At 70.4% G+C, this 18,791-nt stretch carries 18 protein-coding genes; 14 read left to right on the forward strand and 4 right to left on the reverse strand.

Annotation, left to right across the window (positions count from 1 at the left end; translation table 11 throughout):
* Positions 1–175 precede the first annotated feature (175 nt).
* Positions 176–799, forward strand: coding sequence for a GntR family transcriptional regulator (locus AB0J78_RS13375; protein WP_363789187.1), 624 nt, complete (start codon positions 176–178; stop codon positions 797–799).
* Here AB0J78_RS13375 and AB0J78_RS13380 read toward each other — a convergent pair.
* Positions 765–2,066: an MFS transporter gene (locus tag AB0J78_RS13380; protein WP_363789188.1), complete on the reverse strand. Its 1,302-nt coding sequence runs from the start codon at positions 2,064–2,066 to the stop codon at positions 765–767. The genes AB0J78_RS13375 and AB0J78_RS13380 overlap by 35 nt on opposite strands.
* 79 nt (positions 2,067–2,145) lie before the next feature.
* Between AB0J78_RS13380 and AB0J78_RS13385 the strand changes: the two genes are divergently transcribed.
* The 7 genes from AB0J78_RS13385 to AB0J78_RS13415 all read left to right on the forward strand — a co-directional run bounded on the left by AB0J78_RS13385 (position 2,146) and on the right by AB0J78_RS13415 (position 8,253).
* Positions 2,146–2,814 (forward strand): DUF2848 domain-containing protein, encoded by a 669-nt coding sequence (locus AB0J78_RS13385; RefSeq protein ID WP_363789189.1) that lies wholly within the window; start codon positions 2,146–2,148, stop codon positions 2,812–2,814.
* A gap of 253 nt (positions 2,815–3,067) precedes the next feature.
* Positions 3,068–4,600, forward strand: coding sequence for an ABC transporter substrate-binding protein (locus AB0J78_RS13390; protein WP_363789190.1), 1,533 nt, complete (start codon positions 3,068–3,070; stop codon positions 4,598–4,600).
* The gene (locus AB0J78_RS13395; protein WP_363789191.1) at positions 4,564–5,571 is read left to right on the forward strand and encodes an ABC transporter permease; all 1,008 of its coding nucleotides are present in this window, start codon (positions 4,564–4,566) and stop codon (positions 5,569–5,571) included. Before AB0J78_RS13390 ends, AB0J78_RS13395 begins: the two co-directional genes overlap by 37 nt.
* On the forward strand, positions 5,564–6,430 hold the full coding sequence (locus AB0J78_RS13400; RefSeq protein WP_363789192.1) for an ABC transporter permease: 867 nt from the start codon (positions 5,564–5,566) through the stop codon (positions 6,428–6,430). The genes AB0J78_RS13395 and AB0J78_RS13400 overlap by 8 nt, the downstream gene beginning before the upstream one ends.
* Positions 6,427–7,392, forward strand: coding sequence for an ABC transporter ATP-binding protein (locus tag AB0J78_RS13405; protein ID WP_363789193.1), 966 nt, complete (start codon positions 6,427–6,429; stop codon positions 7,390–7,392). Before AB0J78_RS13400 ends, AB0J78_RS13405 begins: the two co-directional genes overlap by 4 nt.
* A complete protein-coding gene (locus AB0J78_RS13410) occupies positions 7,365–8,027 on the forward strand; it encodes an ATP-binding cassette domain-containing protein (RefSeq protein ID WP_363789194.1) in 663 nt (220 codons plus the stop codon). Before AB0J78_RS13405 ends, AB0J78_RS13410 begins: the two co-directional genes overlap by 28 nt.
* A 67-nt stretch (positions 8,028–8,094) precedes the next feature.
* Positions 8,095–8,253 carry a hypothetical protein gene (locus tag AB0J78_RS13415; RefSeq protein WP_165944629.1) on the forward strand — a complete coding sequence of 53 codons (159 nt, stop codon included), beginning with the start codon at positions 8,095–8,097 and terminating at the stop codon, positions 8,251–8,253.
* A gap of 255 nt (positions 8,254–8,508) precedes the next feature.
* Here the strand turns inward: AB0J78_RS13415 and AB0J78_RS13420 are convergent, their stop codons facing one another.
* The gene (locus AB0J78_RS13420) at positions 8,509–9,183 is read right to left on the reverse strand and encodes a hypothetical protein (protein WP_363789195.1); all 675 of its coding nucleotides are present in this window, start codon (positions 9,181–9,183) and stop codon (positions 8,509–8,511) included.
* A gap of 73 nt (positions 9,184–9,256) precedes the next feature.
* A complete protein-coding gene (locus AB0J78_RS13425) occupies positions 9,257–10,522 on the reverse strand; it encodes a M14 family metallopeptidase (RefSeq protein WP_363789196.1) in 1,266 nt (421 codons plus the stop codon).
* Positions 10,523–10,941: 419 nt separating this feature from the next.
* Here AB0J78_RS13425 and hisD point away from each other — a divergent pair, with 419 nt between their 5' ends.
* The 4 genes from hisD (at position 10,942) to AB0J78_RS13445 (ending at position 14,875) form a co-directional block, all read left to right on the forward strand.
* Positions 10,942–12,252, forward strand: coding sequence for a histidinol dehydrogenase (gene hisD / locus AB0J78_RS13430; RefSeq protein ID WP_363789197.1), 1,311 nt, complete (start codon positions 10,942–10,944; stop codon positions 12,250–12,252).
* Positions 12,253–12,345: 93 nt separating this feature from the next.
* Positions 12,346–13,464 carry a histidinol-phosphate transaminase gene (locus AB0J78_RS13435; RefSeq protein WP_363789198.1) on the forward strand — a complete coding sequence of 373 codons (1,119 nt, stop codon included), beginning with the start codon at positions 12,346–12,348 and terminating at the stop codon, positions 13,462–13,464.
* The gene (hisB, locus tag AB0J78_RS13440; RefSeq protein WP_132686197.1) at positions 13,461–14,078 is read left to right on the forward strand and encodes an imidazoleglycerol-phosphate dehydratase HisB; all 618 of its coding nucleotides are present in this window, start codon (positions 13,461–13,463) and stop codon (positions 14,076–14,078) included. Before AB0J78_RS13435 ends, hisB begins: the two co-directional genes overlap by 4 nt.
* Before the next feature lie 230 nt (positions 14,079–14,308).
* Positions 14,309–14,875, forward strand: a complete 567-nt coding sequence (locus AB0J78_RS13445; protein WP_363789199.1) for a phospholipase domain-containing protein — start codon at positions 14,309–14,311, stop codon at positions 14,873–14,875.
* Positions 14,876–14,934: 59 nt separating this feature from the next.
* Here AB0J78_RS13445 and AB0J78_RS13450 read toward each other — a convergent pair whose 3' ends face one another.
* A complete protein-coding gene (locus AB0J78_RS13450; protein ID WP_363789200.1) occupies positions 14,935–16,284 on the reverse strand; it encodes a cation:dicarboxylase symporter family transporter in 1,350 nt (449 codons plus the stop codon).
* Positions 16,285–16,440: 156 nt separating this feature from the next.
* Here AB0J78_RS13450 and AB0J78_RS13455 point away from each other — a divergent pair, with 156 nt between their 5' ends.
* Both AB0J78_RS13455 and AB0J78_RS13460 read left to right on the forward strand, forming a co-directional pair.
* Positions 16,441–18,018 carry a sensor histidine kinase gene (locus AB0J78_RS13455; protein ID WP_363789201.1) on the forward strand — a complete coding sequence of 526 codons (1,578 nt, stop codon included), beginning with the start codon at positions 16,441–16,443 and terminating at the stop codon, positions 18,016–18,018.
* Complete coding sequence (locus AB0J78_RS13460; RefSeq protein ID WP_363789202.1) at positions 18,015–18,695, forward strand: response regulator; 681 nt, start codon at positions 18,015–18,017, stop codon at positions 18,693–18,695. Before AB0J78_RS13455 ends, AB0J78_RS13460 begins: the two co-directional genes overlap by 4 nt.
* The last annotated feature ends 96 nt before the right edge of the window (positions 18,696–18,791 follow it).

Genomic DNA, 18,791 nt, shown 5'->3' on the forward strand with positions numbered 1-18,791 from the left:
TACTGCCGGGGTTCTGCGCGGCTTCGTGGCGAGTGCGCCGTGACGCCGCGTTCTCACGTGCTCGAGGTGCGGCGCACGCTCAGGTTCCCGGCCCGCACCGCGTTGCACAACGAGTGGTGCGGGCGTGAACCGATACGATGCTTGTATACCGATGATATGCAAGCAAGGGGTCAAAGTGCCGTCCGGACGTGAACTCGCTTACGCCCACCTCAAGGACACCGTCCTGAGCGACCCCAGCATGCAGGGGCAGTTCGTCAACGAACAGGCCCTGGCCGACGAGATCGGCGTGTCGCGCACGCCCATCCGCGAGGCCCTGCTGCTGCTCGCCGCCGAGGAACTGGTCCAGCTGGTGCCCAAGCGCGGCGCCTACATCGCCCCGATCGGCGGCCGGGAGATCGGGGAGCTGTTCGAGATCCGCACGATGATCGAGTGCTACGCCGCCCGCCGCGCCGTCGAGCTCGGCGCGGTGCCGCTGGACGAGATGCGCGAGCAGCTCGACCAGCAGCGCGAGCTCGGCGAGGACCAGGCCCGCGAGTTCATCGACCACGACCACCGGTTCCACTCCGCGCTGGTGGCCGCCGTCGGCAACGAGATGCTGTCCAAGACCTACGACGGTCTGCGCGCCCGGCAGATCCGCGCCGGTGTCGAGGCGCTGTTCCGGTCCGACGGGCGGCGCAAGTCCGTGCTGGCCGAGCACGAGGCGATCTGCTCGGCGCTCGCCGCGGGCGACCCGGAGGCCGCGACCGCGGCGATCACCGAACACCTCAGCGCGACCCGGCGGGTGTTGCAGTCCGGCTGAGCCACAGGCCGATCAGCGTCACCACGCAGGTCACCGCCAGGTAGCAGGCGGGGGCGACCCAGGTGTCGAAGTAGGCGTACAGCGAGGTGAACAGCAGCGGGGCCAGAGCTCCGCCGATGATCCCGGCGAGCGTGTAGGCCAGCGAGGCGCCGGTGGCGCGCAGCGCCGGGCTGAACTGCTCGGCGATGAACGCGGCCTGCGGCCCGTACATCAGGGCGTGCCAGATCAGCCCGACGATCACGCCGAAGATCAGCAGCCCCGCTGATCCGCCCCCGACCAGCGGGAAGAACACGAACGGCCACACCAGACCGCCGACGGCACCGACCGCGTAGACGCGGCGGCGGCCGAAGCGGTCGGACAGCGCCCCGGCCAGCGGCATCAGGAACAGCTGCAGCGAGGAGCCGAGCATGACGCCGGTGACCGCCCAGCTCTTGGGCATGTCCAGCTGCTGGGTGGCGTAGGTGAGCACGAAGACGGTGAACAGCGCGTAGAGCACGTCCGGGCCGACGCGGGAGAGGATTCCGGCGATCAGCGCGCGCGGTTCCCGGGTGAGGACCTCGCGCACCGGGGCGCCTGCCTGCTCGCCCTTCTGCTGGATCTCCTGGAAGACCGGGGTCTCCTCCAGCTTCACGCGGATCCACAGCCCGAAGATCACCAGCACGGCCGACAGCAGGAACGCGACCCGCCAGCCCCAGGACATGAACTGCTCGGAGGTCAGTCCGGCGGCCAGTCCCGCGAGGACGCCGTTGGCCAGCAGGTTTCCGGCCGGCGGTCCGATCTGGGCGGCGGAGGCCCAGAACCCGCGGTGCTTCTCGCTGCCGTACTCGCTGGACAGCAGGACCGCGCCGCCCCACTCGCCGCCGATGCCCACGCCCTGGGCGAATCGCAGCACCACCAGCAGCACCGCACCGAGCGCGCCGACCTGGTCGTGGGTGGGCAGCAGTCCGATGAAGACGGTGGAGATGCCGGTGATCAGCAGCGTGATCACCAGGACCTGCTTGCGGCCGAGCACGTCGCCGAGGCGGCCGAAGACGAATCCGCCCAGCGGGCGCGAGACGTAGCCGACGGCGTAGGTGGAGAACGCCAGCAGCGTTCCCGACAGCGGGTCGTGGCTGGGGAAGAACAGCTGGCCGAACACCAGCGCCGAGGCGACCGAGTAGGCGGCGAAGTCGTACCACTCCAGTGAGGTGCCGCTCAGGCTCGCCACGAATGCCTTGATCAGGTCCTTGCGCGCCGGTCTTGTGGCGGTCGCGGACGCGTTCGTCATGGGCTCCCTCGATTTCCAGGTGGGCCGGCAAAGTGTGATACGAACTGTATACAAGAAGTATGCCAAGCGGGAGGGTGTTGTGTTTCCACTTCATTTCGATGTCGGTGGCCGGACGGTCGAGGTCTCGGTGACCACGCTGCTCAACGCCGGATACGCCGGTCGCAGCCAAGAGGACGTCGCCGCCCACGTGGCGGAACTGGCCGAGCTCGGCGTCCCCGCTCCGACCCGCACGCCCTGCCTCTACCCCGTCGCGCCCTACCTGGCGATGCAGACCGACGTGGTCCCGGTGCAGCACGGCCGGACGTCCGGTGAGGCCGAGTGGGCGCTGGTGATCACCGAGGACGACGTGCTGCTCACCGCGGCCTGCGACCACACCGACCGCGAGCTGGAGGTCCACGGCGTGGCCTGGAGCAAGCAGGCCGGGCCCGACGTCCTCGGCCGCAAGGCGTGGCGGCTGGCCGAGGTCGAGGACCACCTCGACGAGATCACGCTCACGGCCTGGGCAGGCGGCGAGAAGATCCAGGACGGCACCCTCGCCGACCTGCTCACCCCGCACTACTGGCTCGAAGAGCTCCGCACCCGAGGTCTGGCCCGACCCGGCACGATCCTGATCTCGGGCACCATCCCCATGACCCCCGAGGTCGACCAGTTCGCCACCACCTGGCGCGTCGACCTCACCGATCCCCGCACCAACGACACGATCACCTGCACCTACGCGGTCGACGTCATGCCGGAACCCGTCGCCTGACGATCACCGGAACCGGTCACCTCCGTCGCCGGCTTCGGGGGACGGATTACTCCGGTATTCCGTCCCCCGATTACGGCAGTTTTCCGGGTTCCGAATACCGCCGTGTTCCGGGACCCCACCTGCGGTCGGGCGTGCAGGTGGAGGTGGCGAGGAAGATCTCAGGTTATTGAGAAGAAGTTGCAATAGCCCTTATGGTGCGTGAGTGCTGAAACGTCGGAGTGTGGTCGTTGGGTTATCGGTCGTGGTGGGGGTCGTGGCTGCCGGGTGCGCGGCGCCTTCGCAGCCCGGGGATTCCGGCGCGATGTTGCTCGCCGACGGGTACGAGCCGGAGAGCTTGAACCCGCTGCTCGGGTACGGAGCCGAGGGGGCGGCGAAGTTCTACGACGGGCTGCTGGCCTTCGACGGGCGCGAGCAGCTGCGGCCCGCGCTGGCGGTGGAGCAGCCGCAGGCCAACGCCGACGCCACCAGCTGGACCGTGAAGCTCCGCGACGGCGTGAAGTTCCACGACGGAACGCCGTTCGACGCCGAGGACGTCGCCGCCACCTACCGCGCGGCCATCGACCCCGCCTACGCCTCCACGGTCTCCTCCGACTACGACATGCTCGCCGGCGTCCAGGCCGTCGACCCGCACACGGTGCGCTTCGACCTGAAATTCCCCTACTCCGCCTGGCCTTCCAAGATGGTCCTCGGAATCGTCCCGAACGAGGCGCTGAAAACCCCCGCCTCGCAGGAGAACTCGCCGCTCAACACCCGGCCCGTCGGCACCGGCCCGTACCGGCTCGTCGAATGGCGCCAGGGCGACCAGATGACCTGGTCCGCCAACCCCGACTACTGGGGCGGCGCACCGGCCGTGCACGACATCACCGTCGTGTTCGCCAAGGACGACAACACCCGCGCGCAGCGGTTAGCCGCTGGCGAGTTCGACGGCACCGTGCTGCCCCCGGTGCTCGCCGAAGGAGCCGCGCACGACGGGTTCCGCGTCGTGCACCACGAGACCGCCGACTACCGCAGCATCGCGCTGCCCAACACCCACCCCGTCGCCGGTGATCGCGCCGTGCGCACCGCGCTGAACCTCGCCGTGGACCGCGAAGGCATGATCAAGGCGCTGCTCGGCGGGCGCGGAAAACCCGCCTACGCCCCGATCCCGCCGTCGATGGGCGCCCACCACGAGCCCGCGGCGACCTTCGCCCACGACCCGCGGCAGGCGGGTCGGATCCTCGACGACGCGGGCTGGCGCGTCGGTGCCGACGGCATCCGCGAGCGCAACGGGACCCGCGCCGAGTTCACCGTGATGTACTTCGCCGACGACAGCCTCCGCCGGGACCTGGCAACGGGTTTCGCCTCCGACGCGCGCAAGGTCGGCATCGAGGTCGAGCTCGCCGGGGTGGACCGCTCCGCGGTCGCCGGGAGGTTGGCCACCGACGGCATCGTGCTCGGCGGCGGCAACCCGATGGACCCCGACCCGCAGGTCTACTCCAGCCTGAGCTCCTCGGCGATCGGCACCGGCACCTACAACAACCCGGGCCAGTACCGCAACGCCGAGGTCGACGCCGCCCTCGACGCGGCGCGCCGCGAACTGGACCCGGTCAAGCGCGCCGAGCTCTACCGGCAGGCCCAGCGCGCCTACGTCGCCGACCCCGGCCTGGTCTACCTGGCGTTCATCGACCACAGCTACGTGCTGCGCGACGGCGGTTTCAGCGGCTACCAGCCGCCCGTCGAACCGCACACCCACGGCATCACCTGGGGCCCGTGGTGGAACGTCGAGACCTGGAAGCCCAGCGCGTGACGCGAGCGATCTCGCGCCTGGTGCTGCGGCGGCTGGCGTTCGCCGTCCCGGTGCTGGTGATCGTCGCGCTCGGCGTGTTCCTGCTGGCCTCGGCCTCGCCGTTCGACCCGATCGACCAGTACTTCGGGGTGCGGCTGTTCACCGCCTCGGCCGCCGACGTGGCCCGGGTGCGCGCCGAGCTCGGCCTCGACCGGCCCGTGCTGGAGCAGTTCTGGCAGTGGTTCAGCGGTGTGCTCACCGGTGACCTCGGGATCTCCCGATCGCTGCGCCAGCCCGTCGCGCAGGTCGTCGCCGAACGGCTGCCCTGGACCGCGCTGCTCGCGGCCACCGGACTCGCCCTGGCGGTGCTGTTCGCGCTGATCGGCGGAACGGTCGCCGCGTGGCGGCAGGGCGGCGCCGTGGACCGGCTGATCACAGCGGCCGGGCACGCGCTGGAGGGCGTCCCGCCGTTCGTGCTGGCGCTGCTGTCGATCGCGGTGTTCTCCCTCGGCCTGGGCTGGCTGCCCGTGGCGGGACTGACCGACGCCGGGCAGGACGTCTCCTTCGGGCAGGTCGCCGAACACCTCGCGCTGCCCGCGCTCGTGCTCGGCGTGTCCCAGACCCCGTGGCTGGTGCTGCACGTCCGGCAATCGATGCTGGGCTCGCTGGCCGAGGACCACGTCACCGGCGCCCGCGCGCGCGGCCTGGCCGAGCGGGTCGTGGTGCTGCGCCACGCCCTGCCCACCGCGCTGCTGCCGTTCGTGACGCTCATCGGTGCCCGCATCCCGGAGCTGGTCACCGGAACGGTGCTGGTCGAGGAGGTCTTCTCCTGGCCTGGGCTGGCGGGTGCGGTGGTCACGGCCGCGTCCGCAGTGGACTACCCGCTGCTGGCGATGGTGACCCTCGTGGCCACGGCGGCGGTGCTGCTGGGCTCGCTGCTGGCCGACGTCGCCGCGATCCTGCTCGACCCGAGGGTGGCCGCGGATGGCTGAGCTGACCTGGAAACCGGCCGGCCGCGCGGGGATTTCCCGCGCGCGCCCGCACACCCGCCTGCGCGCGTCCCTGGCGGTCCTGGTGCTGCTGGTCCTCGGCGCGGTGTTCGTGCCGGTGCTGCTGGGCGGTCAGGCCGTGAGCTACGACGAGATCCGCCTCGCACCCGGCCTCGCGCACCCCTTCGGCACCGACTCCAACGGCCGCGACCTGTTCGTGCAGTCGATGGCAGGACTGCGGGTGTCGTTGCTGGTCGCCGCGTTCAGCGCGCTGGTGTCCACAGTGCTCGGTTCGCTGGTGGGGGTGGTGGCCGGAGGGCTCGGCGGCTGGGCCGATCGGTTGCTGATGCGGCTGGTCGACACCGTCAACTCGGTGCCGCACCTGCTGCTCGGCGTGGTCATCGTCGCGCTGTACAGGGGAAGCCTCGTCGCGGTGATCTGCTCGATCGCGCTGACGCACTGGACGACGGTTGCGCGCGTCGTGCGCTCCGAGGTCCTGTCGCTGCGGCAGCGCCCCCACGTCGAGGCCGCCATCGCCGGTGGTTCGTCGCGGACGCGCGTGCTGCGCAGGCACCTGCTGCCGGCGATCGTGCCGCAGGCCGCGCTGTCGGCGGTGCTGCTGGTGCCGCACGCCGTGTGGCACGAGACCGCGCTGAGCTTCCTCGGGCTGGGGCTGCCGCCGCACCTGGCCAGCATCGGCAACATCCTCGGCGACGGCCGCGACGCCGTGCTGCTCGGCGCCTGGTGGATCGTGCTGTTCCCGTCGTGCCTGCTGGTGGCCACCACGCTGGCGGTGTCCGGGCTGGCCGCGACCTGGCGGGACCGGATCGTGCCTCGACGACGATCGGAGCTGTCGCTGTGACCGACATCAAGGCGCGAGAGGAGACCGATCTGCTGACGCTGCAACGCCTTTCGGTCCGCTTCCGGCTGCCGCGCGGAGTGCTGGTGCGCGCCGTCAGCGACGCCGCGCTGCGGCTGCGCCCCGGACGCCTGCTGGCGCTGGTCGGCGAATCCGGTTGCGGCAAGTCCGTTCTGGCCTCCGCGCTGCTGGGTCTGCTGCCCGGCAACGCCGAAACCCGCGGCCACGCGCTGCTCGACGACGGGACCGACCTGCTCTCGGCTCCGGAACCGGTGCTGGCAGGGCGGATTCGCGGCCGTCGCATCGGCCTCGTCCCGCAGTCGGCGAGCACCCACCTGACCCCGGTGCGCAGGGCCCGCGCGCAGCTCGTCGAGACCATCGACGCCCTGCGCGGCCCCAGCGGTGCCGACGAACTCGCTCGCCGCGTCGGGCTCGACCCGGCCGATCTCGACCGCTACCCGCACGAGCTGTCCGGTGGCATGGCGCAACGCGTCGCGCTCGCGCTGGCGCTGGCGGGGGACCCGCGGATCATCCTCGCCGACGAACCGACCACCGGCCTGGACCGGCCGCTGGTGCACCGCACCGTCGACCTGCTCGCCGAGGCCGCCACCGACGGTCGCGCGGTCCTGCTGATCACCCACGACCTCGCCGCCGCCCGCCGGGTGGCCACCGACGTGGCCGTGATGTACGCCAGCCGCATCGTCGAAGCCGGGCCCGCCGACGAGGTGCTCAACGATCCCTGGCACCCCTACACCGCCGGTTTGCTGGCCGCCCTGCCCGAGGGCGGGTTCGAACCGATCCCCGGCCACCCGCCGTCGCTGACCGAACTCGACCGCATCGAAGGGGAGTGGGGTTGCGCGTACTGCCAACGCCGTCCGGAACAGCCCGGTTTCGCGCCCTGCACGGGAGATCCGGAACTCCTCACCCGGGGCGAGCGGTGGATCGCCGCTCACGCGCCGTGCTGAGCGCCACCGACGTCGTCGTCGGCTACCGGCGCGGCGAACCGGTCCTCGACGGCGCGAGCATCGACGTCGCCGCAGGTGAAGTGCTCGGTCTCGCCGGTCCCAGCGGTTCGGGCAAGTCGACGCTGGGACGCGTTCTGGCGCTGCTGCACCGGCCTTGGTCCGGACGGGTGTCCCTCGATGGCGGCGACATCACCGGTTTTCGGCACCGCACACCCCCGGAAACGCGAAAGGCGATCGGAATCGTCTTCCAGCACCCGCGACCCGCCGTCGACCCGCGCTTCACGCTCCGCGACATCATCGCCGAACCCCTGCTCGCCCGCGGCGAAGCGGGCGACATCAGCGAACTGGCCGACGAAGTCGGGCTCACCGCCGAACTGCTCACCCGCCGGCCGCACGAGGTCAGCGACGGCCAGCTGCAACGCGCCTGCCTGGCACGCGCGCTCGCCCCGCAGCCCTGCTACCTGGTGTGCGACGAGATGACGGCCATGCTCGACGCCTCCACCACCGCCGCGCTCGTGCGCGTCGTCGACCGGCGAACCCGGGAGAACGACACCGGAGTCCTGGCCATCAGCCACGACGAGGCGCTGCTGGCCCGATGGGCGCACCGTGTGGTTCACGTATCCGAGTTGATATGACATTGTGGCGCAATGCGGTGCTCGGGGAGCCGCTTCGAAGACGTACGAACGACTCTCAGGAGCTGAAGTGAGCGAGCAAGAAGGCACCACGTTCGTCCAGTGGCGAGAGCGCGCGCAGAGCGAGGTCGCCGACGACCGCCCCCAGATGCGCATGCTGATGATCGTCGCAGCGGCCGTAGTCGTCGCGGGCATCGTCATCGGCTCGATCGTGCTGATGCTCTCCTGATCGATCGACATTTCAGCGATCTGCGTAGCGGTGCGGGTAGCGGAACCTGAGCGGCTCTCTGGCTCCGGGATCCGCGACTGATGTATGGCCAATACACGGCGCTGCGGCTGTCCTCACCAGAGAGCCGCTCAGAACCCGCGGCGGTGCCGGTTGATCGGGTGGGGTAGTGAGAAAGCACCTTCGGTGCTTGCCTGACGTCTGAGCGCGACCTTGCCTGACGTCTCCGCGTGTCCTGCCTGACGGTTGGCTGACTTCTCAGTCCACGCGGCGCCAGTACTGCTTGCGGTGGCCGTCTCTGAGGACGATTCCTCGTTGTGCCAGTTGGGTTCGCAGGAGCGCGGCCTCCTTGTGGTCGCGCCTGCGCAACGCTCGGTCGCGCTCGGTCATCAGCGCGTTGACCCGCAGCGAGAGCTCGCCGGTGTCCTCGGTCCAGAGAACGTACCGGCCCGCGTAGGGATCGGAATCGCGCCAGGCGTAGCCGTGCTCGCGGAACGCGTCGCGCAGCGCCAAGCGGTCCAGCCCCGACTTGCGGCGGGCCAGCTCGGCGCCGGTGGCGTCCAGCAGCACCAGGTGCCCGCGCTCGGTGAACACCGCGTCCACCTCGTCACCGGCGATCTCGTGCGCGTTGCGGCCGGTTGCCAGCACCACCTGCTCAGGCCCGACCGTCACCGTCAGCCGCTCCTGCGCGAACAACCCCGCGAACCCCAGGCCGATGATCAGGCCCAGCGCGATCGCCACCAGCATCCCCCACGGATCCGCCCCGGACGCGGCCAGCTCGAACACGCCCTGGAACGGGGCCCACTGCAGGCCCGCCACCCACGCGGCGACGATCCGCAGCAGGAACCCCGCCACCGCACCGAGCAGCGGGCAGTAGATCCACGAACCCCGGCGCACCAGCGCGGGCGGATGAATCGTCGTCGCGGTGCTCATGGCCTCATTATCGCGAGAGGAAGGGCCCGGGGTGCGCACACCCCGGGCCCTTCCGATCCCCCTCCTGGACTGGTCAGGCACCCGCCTCGCGCAGCAGGATGTCCACCGCCGCGTCGTTGCGGGCCGTCTCCCGCTCGATCACGTCGCCCGGCGGGTAGAAGCCGTCGAGACCACCGCTGCTCGACGGGTACATCTCGAAGGTGAACGCCAGGATCTTGTGCTGGCCCCACATCCAGTCGAGGCTGTCGCCGTCGGTGACGTACAGGTCGCTGGACTGCTGCGGCGTGTAGCCGTTGGTCTGCGCCATCTCGGTGCCGACCTTCGCGAACCGGTCGTGCTCCTGCTGGGTCATGCCCTCGGTCACGTCGTCCGGGGTATGACCGAACGGCCACAGGACCAGCTCGGAATAGGTGTGGAAGTCCACCGCCGCCTTGATCTGCTGGGTGCCGCCCACCACGCGCGAGTCGATGAAGTCGCGCATCGCCGCCGCCTCCGGCGAGGACCACGCGGCGGTGCCCCGATAGGTCTCGTCGGCCGGGTCATCGCTGGAACCACCGCAGCAGCCCCACTTGTGGCCCCAGTTGCGGTTGGTGTCGGTGCCCTGGTCCTGGCGGTTCTTGCGCCAGCCCTGGTACTCGCCCGACTCCACGTCGAAGGACGAACCGTCCGGGTTGACCGACGGGATGATCCAGATCTCGCGGTTGTCGACCGAGTCCTTCACGGCCGGGTCCGCGTAGTTGTCGGTGAACCGCTGGGCGACGTGCAGGCACATCTCCGTGGTCAGGTGCTCACGGGCGTGCTGGTTGCAGTCGAACAGGACCTCCGGCTCGTCCTCGTCGGTCGCCACGTTGTCGCTGACCTTGAGCACGGGGATGTCGCGGCCCTCGAACGACTTGCCCGCGCTGACCTTCGCCGCGATGTCCGGGTGGTCGGCGACGGTCTTGTCGAGCTCGGCGACCATCTCGTCGTAGTTGTGGTACGCCTCGTCGCCGGGCGGGAAGTCGCCCGGAGCCTTCGGCTGCGCGCCGTTGCGGCGCTGCAGCGCGTCGGCGGTCTTCGTCTGCTCGGTGAGCTGGAAGCCGCGAGCGCGCAGCTGCTCGGCCTCCGCTGGCGTCGCCTCCACGCTGGCGACCCGGTCCTTGGTGACGCCGAGGACCTCCGCGCCGCTGCGGTTGATCTCCGTGCGGGATGCGCTGTCGGTGTTGGGGACCGTGTAGATCGCACTGCCCTGCGCGGACGCACCGGTCGGTTCTGCGGCCAGGCCCGCCTGAACCGGTGCCAGCAGGACCAGACCGGCGGCCGCGGCCACCAGTGCTGCCTTGCGCCGTGAACTGAACATCGGATCTCCGATCGATCACTGGAGGTGACTTTCGAAGAGTCCAAGAGGTGTCTGATGTTGGCAACTCTCTGGCGAACTATGGCCGCGGTTGAACGTTTTCCCGTTTTGCTTCAAATGCTCAGTGGTCTTTTTGCTCGGCGGTGCGGGTCGCGGAACCTGAGCGGCTCTCTGGCTCCGGGATCCGAGACTGATGTATGCCAATACACGGCGCTTCGGCTGTCCTCCCCAGAGAGCCGCTCAGAACCCGCGGCGGTGCCAGTTGATCAGGTGGGGTAGTGAGAAAGCACCTTCGGTGCTTGCCTGACGTGCCTCGCCTGGTCTTGGTCGTTGTTCTGTGACCCTGGGCTGGGTTCTCGGACGGGTGGGGTGGGCTGCGATTACCCTGGTGGGTGTAGCCCCGAGGTGTTGGAAGGATGCTCATGCTCACCCGTACCGACCTGCGCGGTCGTGTTCCGTCCACCGCTACGCTGCGCGCCACGCTGCCGCGCGCCGAGATGGACGTCGAGCACGTGCTGCATCGGGTCCGTCCGGTGATCGAGGACATCCGCGACCGCGGTGTCGACGCCGTGCTCGACTACACCGACAAGTTCGACGGAGTTCGCCCTGAACGGGTGAGGGTGCCCGCCGCGGAGCTCAGCCGCGCGCTCGACGAGCTCGACCCGGCCGTGCGCTCCGCGCTGGAGGAGTCCATCGCCCGAGCTCGCCGCGTCCACGCCGACCAGCAGCGCACCGACAGCACCACCCAGGTCGTGCCCGGCGGAACCGTCACCGAGCGCTGGGTGCCGGTCGAGCGCGTCGGCCTCTACGCGCCGGGCGGTCTCGCCGTCTACCCGTCGAGCGTGGTCATGAACGTCGTCCCGGCCCAGACCGCCGGTGTCGAATCGCTGGTGGTGTGCAGCCCGCCGCAGGCCGAGTTCGGTGGCCTGCCGCACCCGACGATCCTGGCCGCCGCGCAGTTGCTGGGCGTCGAGGAGGTGTGGGCGGTCGGCGGTGCGCAGGCCGTCGCGCTGCTGGCCTACGGCGGTCGCGACACCGACGACGGCGAGCTGCTGCCCGCCGACATGGTCACCGGCCCCGGCAACGTCTACGTCACCGCCGCCAAGCGCCACCTACGCAGCCTCATCGGCATCGACTCGGAGGCCGGGCCGACCGAGATCGCGGTGCTGGCCGACGGCACCGCCGACGCGGTCCACGTCGCCGCCGACCTGATCAGCCAGGCCGAGCACGACACGCTGGCCGCCAGCGTGCTGGTCACGACCTCGCCCGAGCTGGCCGACGCCGTCGACGCGGAGTTGGAGCGCCAGGTCGGCCGGACCAAGCACGTCGAGCGCATCCGCACGGCCCTGACCGGGCAGCAGTCCGGCTGCATCCTGGTCTCGGACATCGACGACGGCGTGCGGGTGGTCAACGCCTACGCCGCCGAGCACCTGGAGATCCAGACCGCCGACGCCGACGCGGTCGCCGCGCGGGTGCGCAACGCGGGTGCGATCTTCGTCGGCCCGTACGCGCCGGTCTCGCTCGGCGACTACTGCGCCGGTTCGAACCACGTGCTGCCCACCGGTGGCTGCGCCCGGCACTCCTCGGGCCTGAGCGTGCAGAGCTTCCTGCGCGGCATCCACGTCATCTCCTACAGCGAGCAGGCGCTCCGCGACGTCGCGGACCAGGTAGTCGCCCTCGCCGACGCCGAGGACCTGCCCGCCCACGGCCAAGCCGTGACCGCCCGCTTCTAGAGACGATGCAGACCTCGGCCGCCGCGACGACGCAGGTAGGAACCTCCGGCCGTGCCGGTCGCCGAGGTGGCGACAAGACGATGAAGGACACCCATGAGTGACGTGCTCGGCGCCGACACGACGCTGGCCGACCTGCCGCTGCGGGACGACCTGCGCGGCCGCAGCCCCTACGGGGCGCCGCAGCTGGACGTCTCGGTCCGGCTGAACACCAACGAGAACCCCTACCCGCCGCCGCCGGAACTGGTCGCCGACGTGACCGCAGCGGTCCAGGAAGCGGCGGCTGACCTGCACCGGTACCCGGACCGCGACGCCAGGGAGCTGCGCGGCGACCTCGCCGCCTACCTGACCACCGCGACCGGTGTCGGGCTCGTGACGGACAACGTGTGGGCCGCCAACGGCTCGAACGAGGTCCTCCAGCAGATCCTGCAGGCGTTCGGCGGCCCCGGACGCAGCGCGCTGGGCTTCGAGCCCTCGTACTCGATGCACCCGATCCTGTCCGCCGGCACCCGCACCGACTGGCTGCCCGCGCCGCGTCGCCCGGACTTCAGCCTCGACGGTGCCGAAGCGGCCCGCCTGGTCGCCGAGAAGCAGCCCGACGTGGTGTTCGTGACCAGCCCGAACAACCCCACCGGCGCGTCCATCTCGCCGGACGACCTGCTGGCCGTCCTCGACGCCGCGCCCGGCGTGGTCGTGGTCGACGAGGCCTACGCCGAGTTCTCCGCGCAGCCCAGCGCGGTCGAGCTGATCGAGCGCTACCCGGCGAAGGTCATCGTCAGCCGCACCATGAGCAAGGCCTTCGCCTTCGCGGGCGGGCGGCTGGGCTACCTGGCAGCGGCCCCCGCGATGATCGAGGCATTGCTGCTGGTCAGGCTGCCGTACCACCTCTCGGCGGTCACCCAGGCCGCCGCTCGCGCGGCGCTGCGGCACGCCGACGCCACGCTGGGGTCGGTGCGCGCGCTGATCGACGAGCGCGAGCGGGTCGTGGCCGCGCTGCGCGAGCTCGGGTTCACCCCGGCGCCCAGCGACGCCAACTTCGTGCTGTTCGGGCGCTTCACCGACGCGCACCGCGCGTGGGAGCGCTACCTGGACTCCGACGTGCTGATCCGCGACGTCGGCATCCCCGGCCACCTGCGGGTCACCATCGGCACGCCCGCCGAGAACGACGCGTTCCTGGCGGCGAGCAAGGCAGTCATTGAGGAGATCGAACGGTGAGTTTTCAGCCAGGCACGCGGGTCGGTCGCGTCGAGCGCACCACCAAGGAGTCGTCGGTGCTGGTCGAGCTCGACCTCGACGGCACCGGGCAGGTCGACATCGACACCACGGTCCCGTTCTACGACCACATGCTCACCGCGCTGGGCACGCACGCGGCCTTCGACCTGAAGGTCAAGTCCACCGGCGACATCCACATCGACGCCCACCACACCGTCGAGGACACCGCGATCGTGCTCGGCCAGGCGCTGCGCCAGGCGCTGGGCGACAAGAAGGGCATCCGCCGCTTCGGCGACGCGTGGATCCCGATGGACGAGACCCTCGCGCACGCCGCCGTGGACGTCTCGGGCCGCTCCTACTGCGTGATGACCGGGGAGCCGGAGGAGTACAACTCCTTCACCATCGGCGGGAACTACCCGTTCGTGCTCAACCGGCACGTGTTCGAGTCGCTGGCCTTCCACTCGCAGATCAACCTGCACACCCGGGTGATCCACGGTCGCGACCCGCACCACATCGCCGAGGCCGAGTACAAGGCCATCGCCCGAGCCCTGCGCGCGGCCGTGGAACCCGATCCCCGCTTCGCCGGAGTGGTCCCCTCCACCAAGGGCGCCCTGTAACGACCACCCAGCACGAGCGTCACCCGGGCGGGGCTCTCTTCCAATTTCGCGCGAAATTCGAGTCGGAACTTCGGGCTTCGAATTTCGCGCGAAATTGGAATCCCCCAGGGCAACACCGCAGGTAGTCGGGTTACGGCGGAGGGTCATGTCGCTTCGCGGCGAGGTCTTGTTCACCTCGTGGACATCGGGAGTCCGCCTTCCGGTGCCTTGACGGGGTGACGATCGGGCGTGTGCGCGCTTCCTCCCGTTCCGAAACCCCGGTGACGGAGCGGCTCGGCGTGGCCGCGACGTCCCAGCCTCAGGTCGGCGGAGTCGTGGACGGGGAAGCCGTCTCGCTGCGCTTGGGCTACGTCGGCCCAGACTTCGCGCGCTTCGCGATCCGCAACCGCCACGGCGAGCCGGTCGAGCCGAGCCACGTGGACGTCCTCGGCGAGAAGTTCGTGGCCGTTCCGGTCACCGCGCACTACCAGTTCACGATCGAAGGCCCCGGTGACATCCGGATGGAGCTCAGCGGCTCGCTGCGCGGCCACGCCGCCGCGGTCGACGTCCAGGCCCGCCACACCGAGCGCGGCCTCACGCTCGAACTCCGCAACAACGGCCCGCACGAGGTCGTGCTCGACCTGCGCGCCCTCGCCCACGCCGAGCACGAGAAGCGCATCCGGGTCGCGGCGGGCGGAGCCGTGCCGCTCATCTGGCCCGCCCCGCACGGCCACTACGGCCTGGAGGTCACCGCTGCCGAGGACGAGACCTTCCACCGCAGGATCGTCGGCGAAGCCGAGCCGCGCGTCGCCGAGTAGTCCTCGGGAAACGCGAAACCGCCCCTCGCGCAAGGCGAAGGGCGGTTTCGCGTCGAGGATCAGACCTTCTCGGGGGTCTGGGTCTTCTCCTCGGTGACACCTCCGTCGTCGACGAAGGTCTGCTCGTTGAACGGCGAGCTGCCGGTGAAGACCTGCTGCATCTGGGTCCGGTCGAGCTCCTTGGTCCACGATCCGATGAGGACGGTGGCCACTGCGTTGCCCGCGAAGTTGGTCAGCGCGCGGGCCTCCGACATGAACCGGTCGATGCCCACGATCAGGCCGACGCCGTCGAGCAGCTCCGGGCGGTGCGACTGCAGACCGCCGGCCAGGGTGGCCAGGCCGGCGCCGCTGACGCCCGCCGCGCCCTTCGACGCGACCATCATGAACAGCAGCAGGCCGACCTGCTCGCCGATCGACAGCGGGTCGCCCAGGGCGCTCGCGATGAACAGCGACGACATCGTCAGGTAGATCATCGTGCCGTCGAGGTTGAACGAGTAGCCGGTGGGAACGGTGATGCCCACGACCGGCTTGCTCACGCCCAGGTGCTCCATCTTCGCGATCAGCCGCGGCAGCGCCGCCTCCGACGAGGACGTCGACAGGATCAGCAGGAACTCGCGGCCCAGGTAGCGCAGCAGCGAGAAGATGTTCACCCGCGCGAACAGCCACAGCACCGCGCCCAGCACGACGAAGATGAACACCGCGCAGGTCGTGTAGAAGCCGAGCATGATCACCGCGAGGCCCTTGAGGGCGTCCACGCCGGTGGCGCCGACCACGGCCGCGATCGCGCCGAACGCGCCGATCGGGGCGACCCACATGACCATCGCCAGGATCTTGAACACCAGGCGCTGGACGTGCTCGATGCCGCGCAGGATGGGCTGGCCCTTCTCGCCCATGCCCTGCAGCGCGAAACCGGCGAGCAGCGCCACCAGGAGCGTCTGCAGCACTTCGCCCTCGGTCAACGCCGAGATCAGCGTCGTCGGGATGATCCCGATCAGGAATTCGGTGGTGCTCTGCGCTTCTTCACCGGCCTGCTCGGCGCCCGAGCCGCGCAGCTCCTCGGTGATCTGCAATCCCTCGCCGGGGTGCAGCACGTTGCCGACCATCAGTCCGATGACCAGCGCGACCACCGACATGATCATGAAGTAGCCGAGCGCCAGACCGCCGACTCGGCCCACCTTGGCGGCCTTGCGGACGCTGCCGACGCCGAGCACGATCGTGCAGAAGATGATGGGCGAGATCATCATCTTGATCAGGTTCACGAAGCCGGTGCCCAGCGGTTTGAGCGCCTTGCCGACGTCGGGGGCCACGAATCCGACGGCGATGCCCGCCACCACGGCGACGATCACCGCGATGTAGAGGTAATGCGTTCTGTCCCGACGTTTCGTCGGCGCAGCATCATTGCTAGCCACAGTTGAGCTCCTTGCGGGGCCGGTTTCTCCGGGTCACATACGATTCACCGTGCGTGTCCCAGGTCACGGGAAGATCTGGACGGAGACTATGCGAGCTTTGCGCCGACTCCGTCTCGCTTTCGTTCATTGTGTTCACGTCGTCGACATGAGTAAGTGATGTCCAGGTACCGAAACCAGCTCCGCCCGCGTTGGAGCCTCGCGCGACAGCTGTTCGTGCTGCAGGTCATCGTCGTGGCCGTCGTCGTGCTCGCCGGAGCCGCGCTGGCCTGGTACGACGCCGACCGCCGGACCGAGGAGGCCGCGCGCGACCAGGTCGTGGCGGTGGCCCGGACCCTGGCCGCCCAGCCGGGCGTGGCCGACGCCATGGCTTCGCCGGATCCCACCGCGACGCTGCAGCCGCTGGCCGAGCGGGTCAGGGCCGACACCGGGGTCGACTTCATCACGATCATGTCGCCGCAGGGCATCCGCTACACCCACCCCGACCCGTCACGCATCGGCAAGCCCTTCCGCGGCAACATCGACCCCACGCGGACGCTCGTCGAGACCTACACCGGGACGCTGGGGCCGTCGGTGCGGGCGGTCGTCCCGGTGCACCGCGGTTCCCAGATGGTGGGACTCGTGGCCGACGGCATCGCCGTGCGCGTGCTCACCGACGAGATCCGCAGGCAGGTGTTCGTGCTGGTGCTGGTCGCGGGAGGCGCGCTGCTGCTCGGCGGGGTGCTGACGTACCTGGTGAACGCGCGGATCCGGCGGCACACCCACGGGATGCGACCGGCGGAGCTGTCCCGGATGTACGAGTACCACGACGCGATCCTGCACGCGGTGCGCGAAGGCCTGCTGCTGGTGGCGCCGGACGGGCGCGTGACCTTGTGCAACGATGGTGCCGCTGTGCTGCTTTCGCTGGAGTCCGCCGAGGTCGAAGGTGAGCAGGTGTCCGAGCTGGACCTGCCGCCGTCCCTTGTGGACGCCCTCGGCCGCCGCGCGGTCCGCGACGAGGTGCACCTCACCGACGACCGGGTGCTGCTGGTCAACGTCTCCGCGGTGCGCAGCGGCGGCCGCGACCTGGGCAGCGTCGTCACGCTGCGGGACCACACCGAGCTGCAGGCGCTCAGCGGTGAGCTCGACTCGATGCGCGGCTTCGCCGAATCGCTGCGCTCCCAGGCCCACGAGTCCGCGAACCGGCTGCACACCGTCGTCTCGCTGATCGAACTCGGCCGCACCGAGGAGGCCGTCGGGTTCGCCACCTCCGAGCTGGACCTCGCGCAGCGGCTCACCGACCAGGTCGTCGGCGCCGTGAGCGAACCGGTGCTGGCCGCGCTGCTGCTGGGCAAGAGCGCGGAGGCCGGGGAGCGGGGCGTCGAGGTCGTGCTCAGCGAGGACACCGAGGTCGACGACGCCGCGCTGGAGCACCTCGACACCCGAGACCTGGTGACCATCCTCGGGAACCTGATCGACAACGCCGTGGAAGCCGTGGCCGACCGGCCGCGCCCCCGCGTCGAGGTGACCATTCAGTCCACAGCGGACGGACTGCTGATCCGGGTCGCCGACAACGGGCCCGGCGTCCCCGCCGACACCTCCGAGCTGTTCCGGCGCGGCTGGTCGACGAAGTCCGACGACCGCGGCCTCGGGCTGGCGCTGGTCGGGCAGAGCGTGCGGCGGCACGGCGGCACCGTCGACGTCGGCGGCGACGAGGGTGCGGTGTTCACCGTCCGGCTCCCGGGGGCGTCGCGGTGATCTCGGTTCTGGTGGTCGAGGACGACCCCGTGGCCGGCGAGGCGCACGAGGCCTACGTCAACCGCGTCGAGGGCTTCGCCGTGGCCGGGCGCGTCCGCACCGGTCAGGCCGCGCTGCGGTTCGTCGAGCACACCTCGGTGGACCTCGTGCTGCTGGACCTGCGGCTGCCGGACATGGACGGACTCCAGGTGGCCCGCGCGCTGCGCACCGCCGGACTGCCCATCGACGTCATCGCGGTGACCTCGGCGCGGGATCTGAAGGTGGTGCGCGCGGCGGTGTCCAGCGGCGTCGTGCAGTACCTGCTCAAGCCGTTCACCTTCGCCGCCATGCGCGAGAAGTTGGAGCACTACGCCCGCTTCCGCGCCACCCTCGGCCAGGACCGCGAGGTCCAGGGCCAGGCCGAGATCGACCGCGCCTTCTCCACGCTGCGAGGAGTGGATCGAGCGGCCCTGCCCAAGGGCATGGGCGAGGAAACCCTCGCCGCGGTCGTCACCGCCCTCCGAGCCATGCCCTCCGGCGGCTCGGCGGGCGCCGTGGGCGAGGCGGCCGGCGTCTCCCGCGTCACCGCCCGCCGCTACCTCGAATACCTCTCCGGCACAGGCATGGTCGAACGCCTCCCCACCTACGGCGCGGTCGGCCGCCCAGAGATGACCTACACCTGGACAGGCGAATCCTGACCGATCCCAGGTGTTCCGACCCCACCCGCTCCCCTCCCGACACCGGGTTTCAGTGGAAGTCCGGTACGGGGTTTCAGCGGAAGTCCGATAACGGGT

This window comes from Saccharopolyspora sp. NPDC049426, assembly GCF_040676935.1.
Lineage (GTDB): Bacteria > Actinomycetota > Actinomycetes > Mycobacteriales > Pseudonocardiaceae > Saccharopolyspora.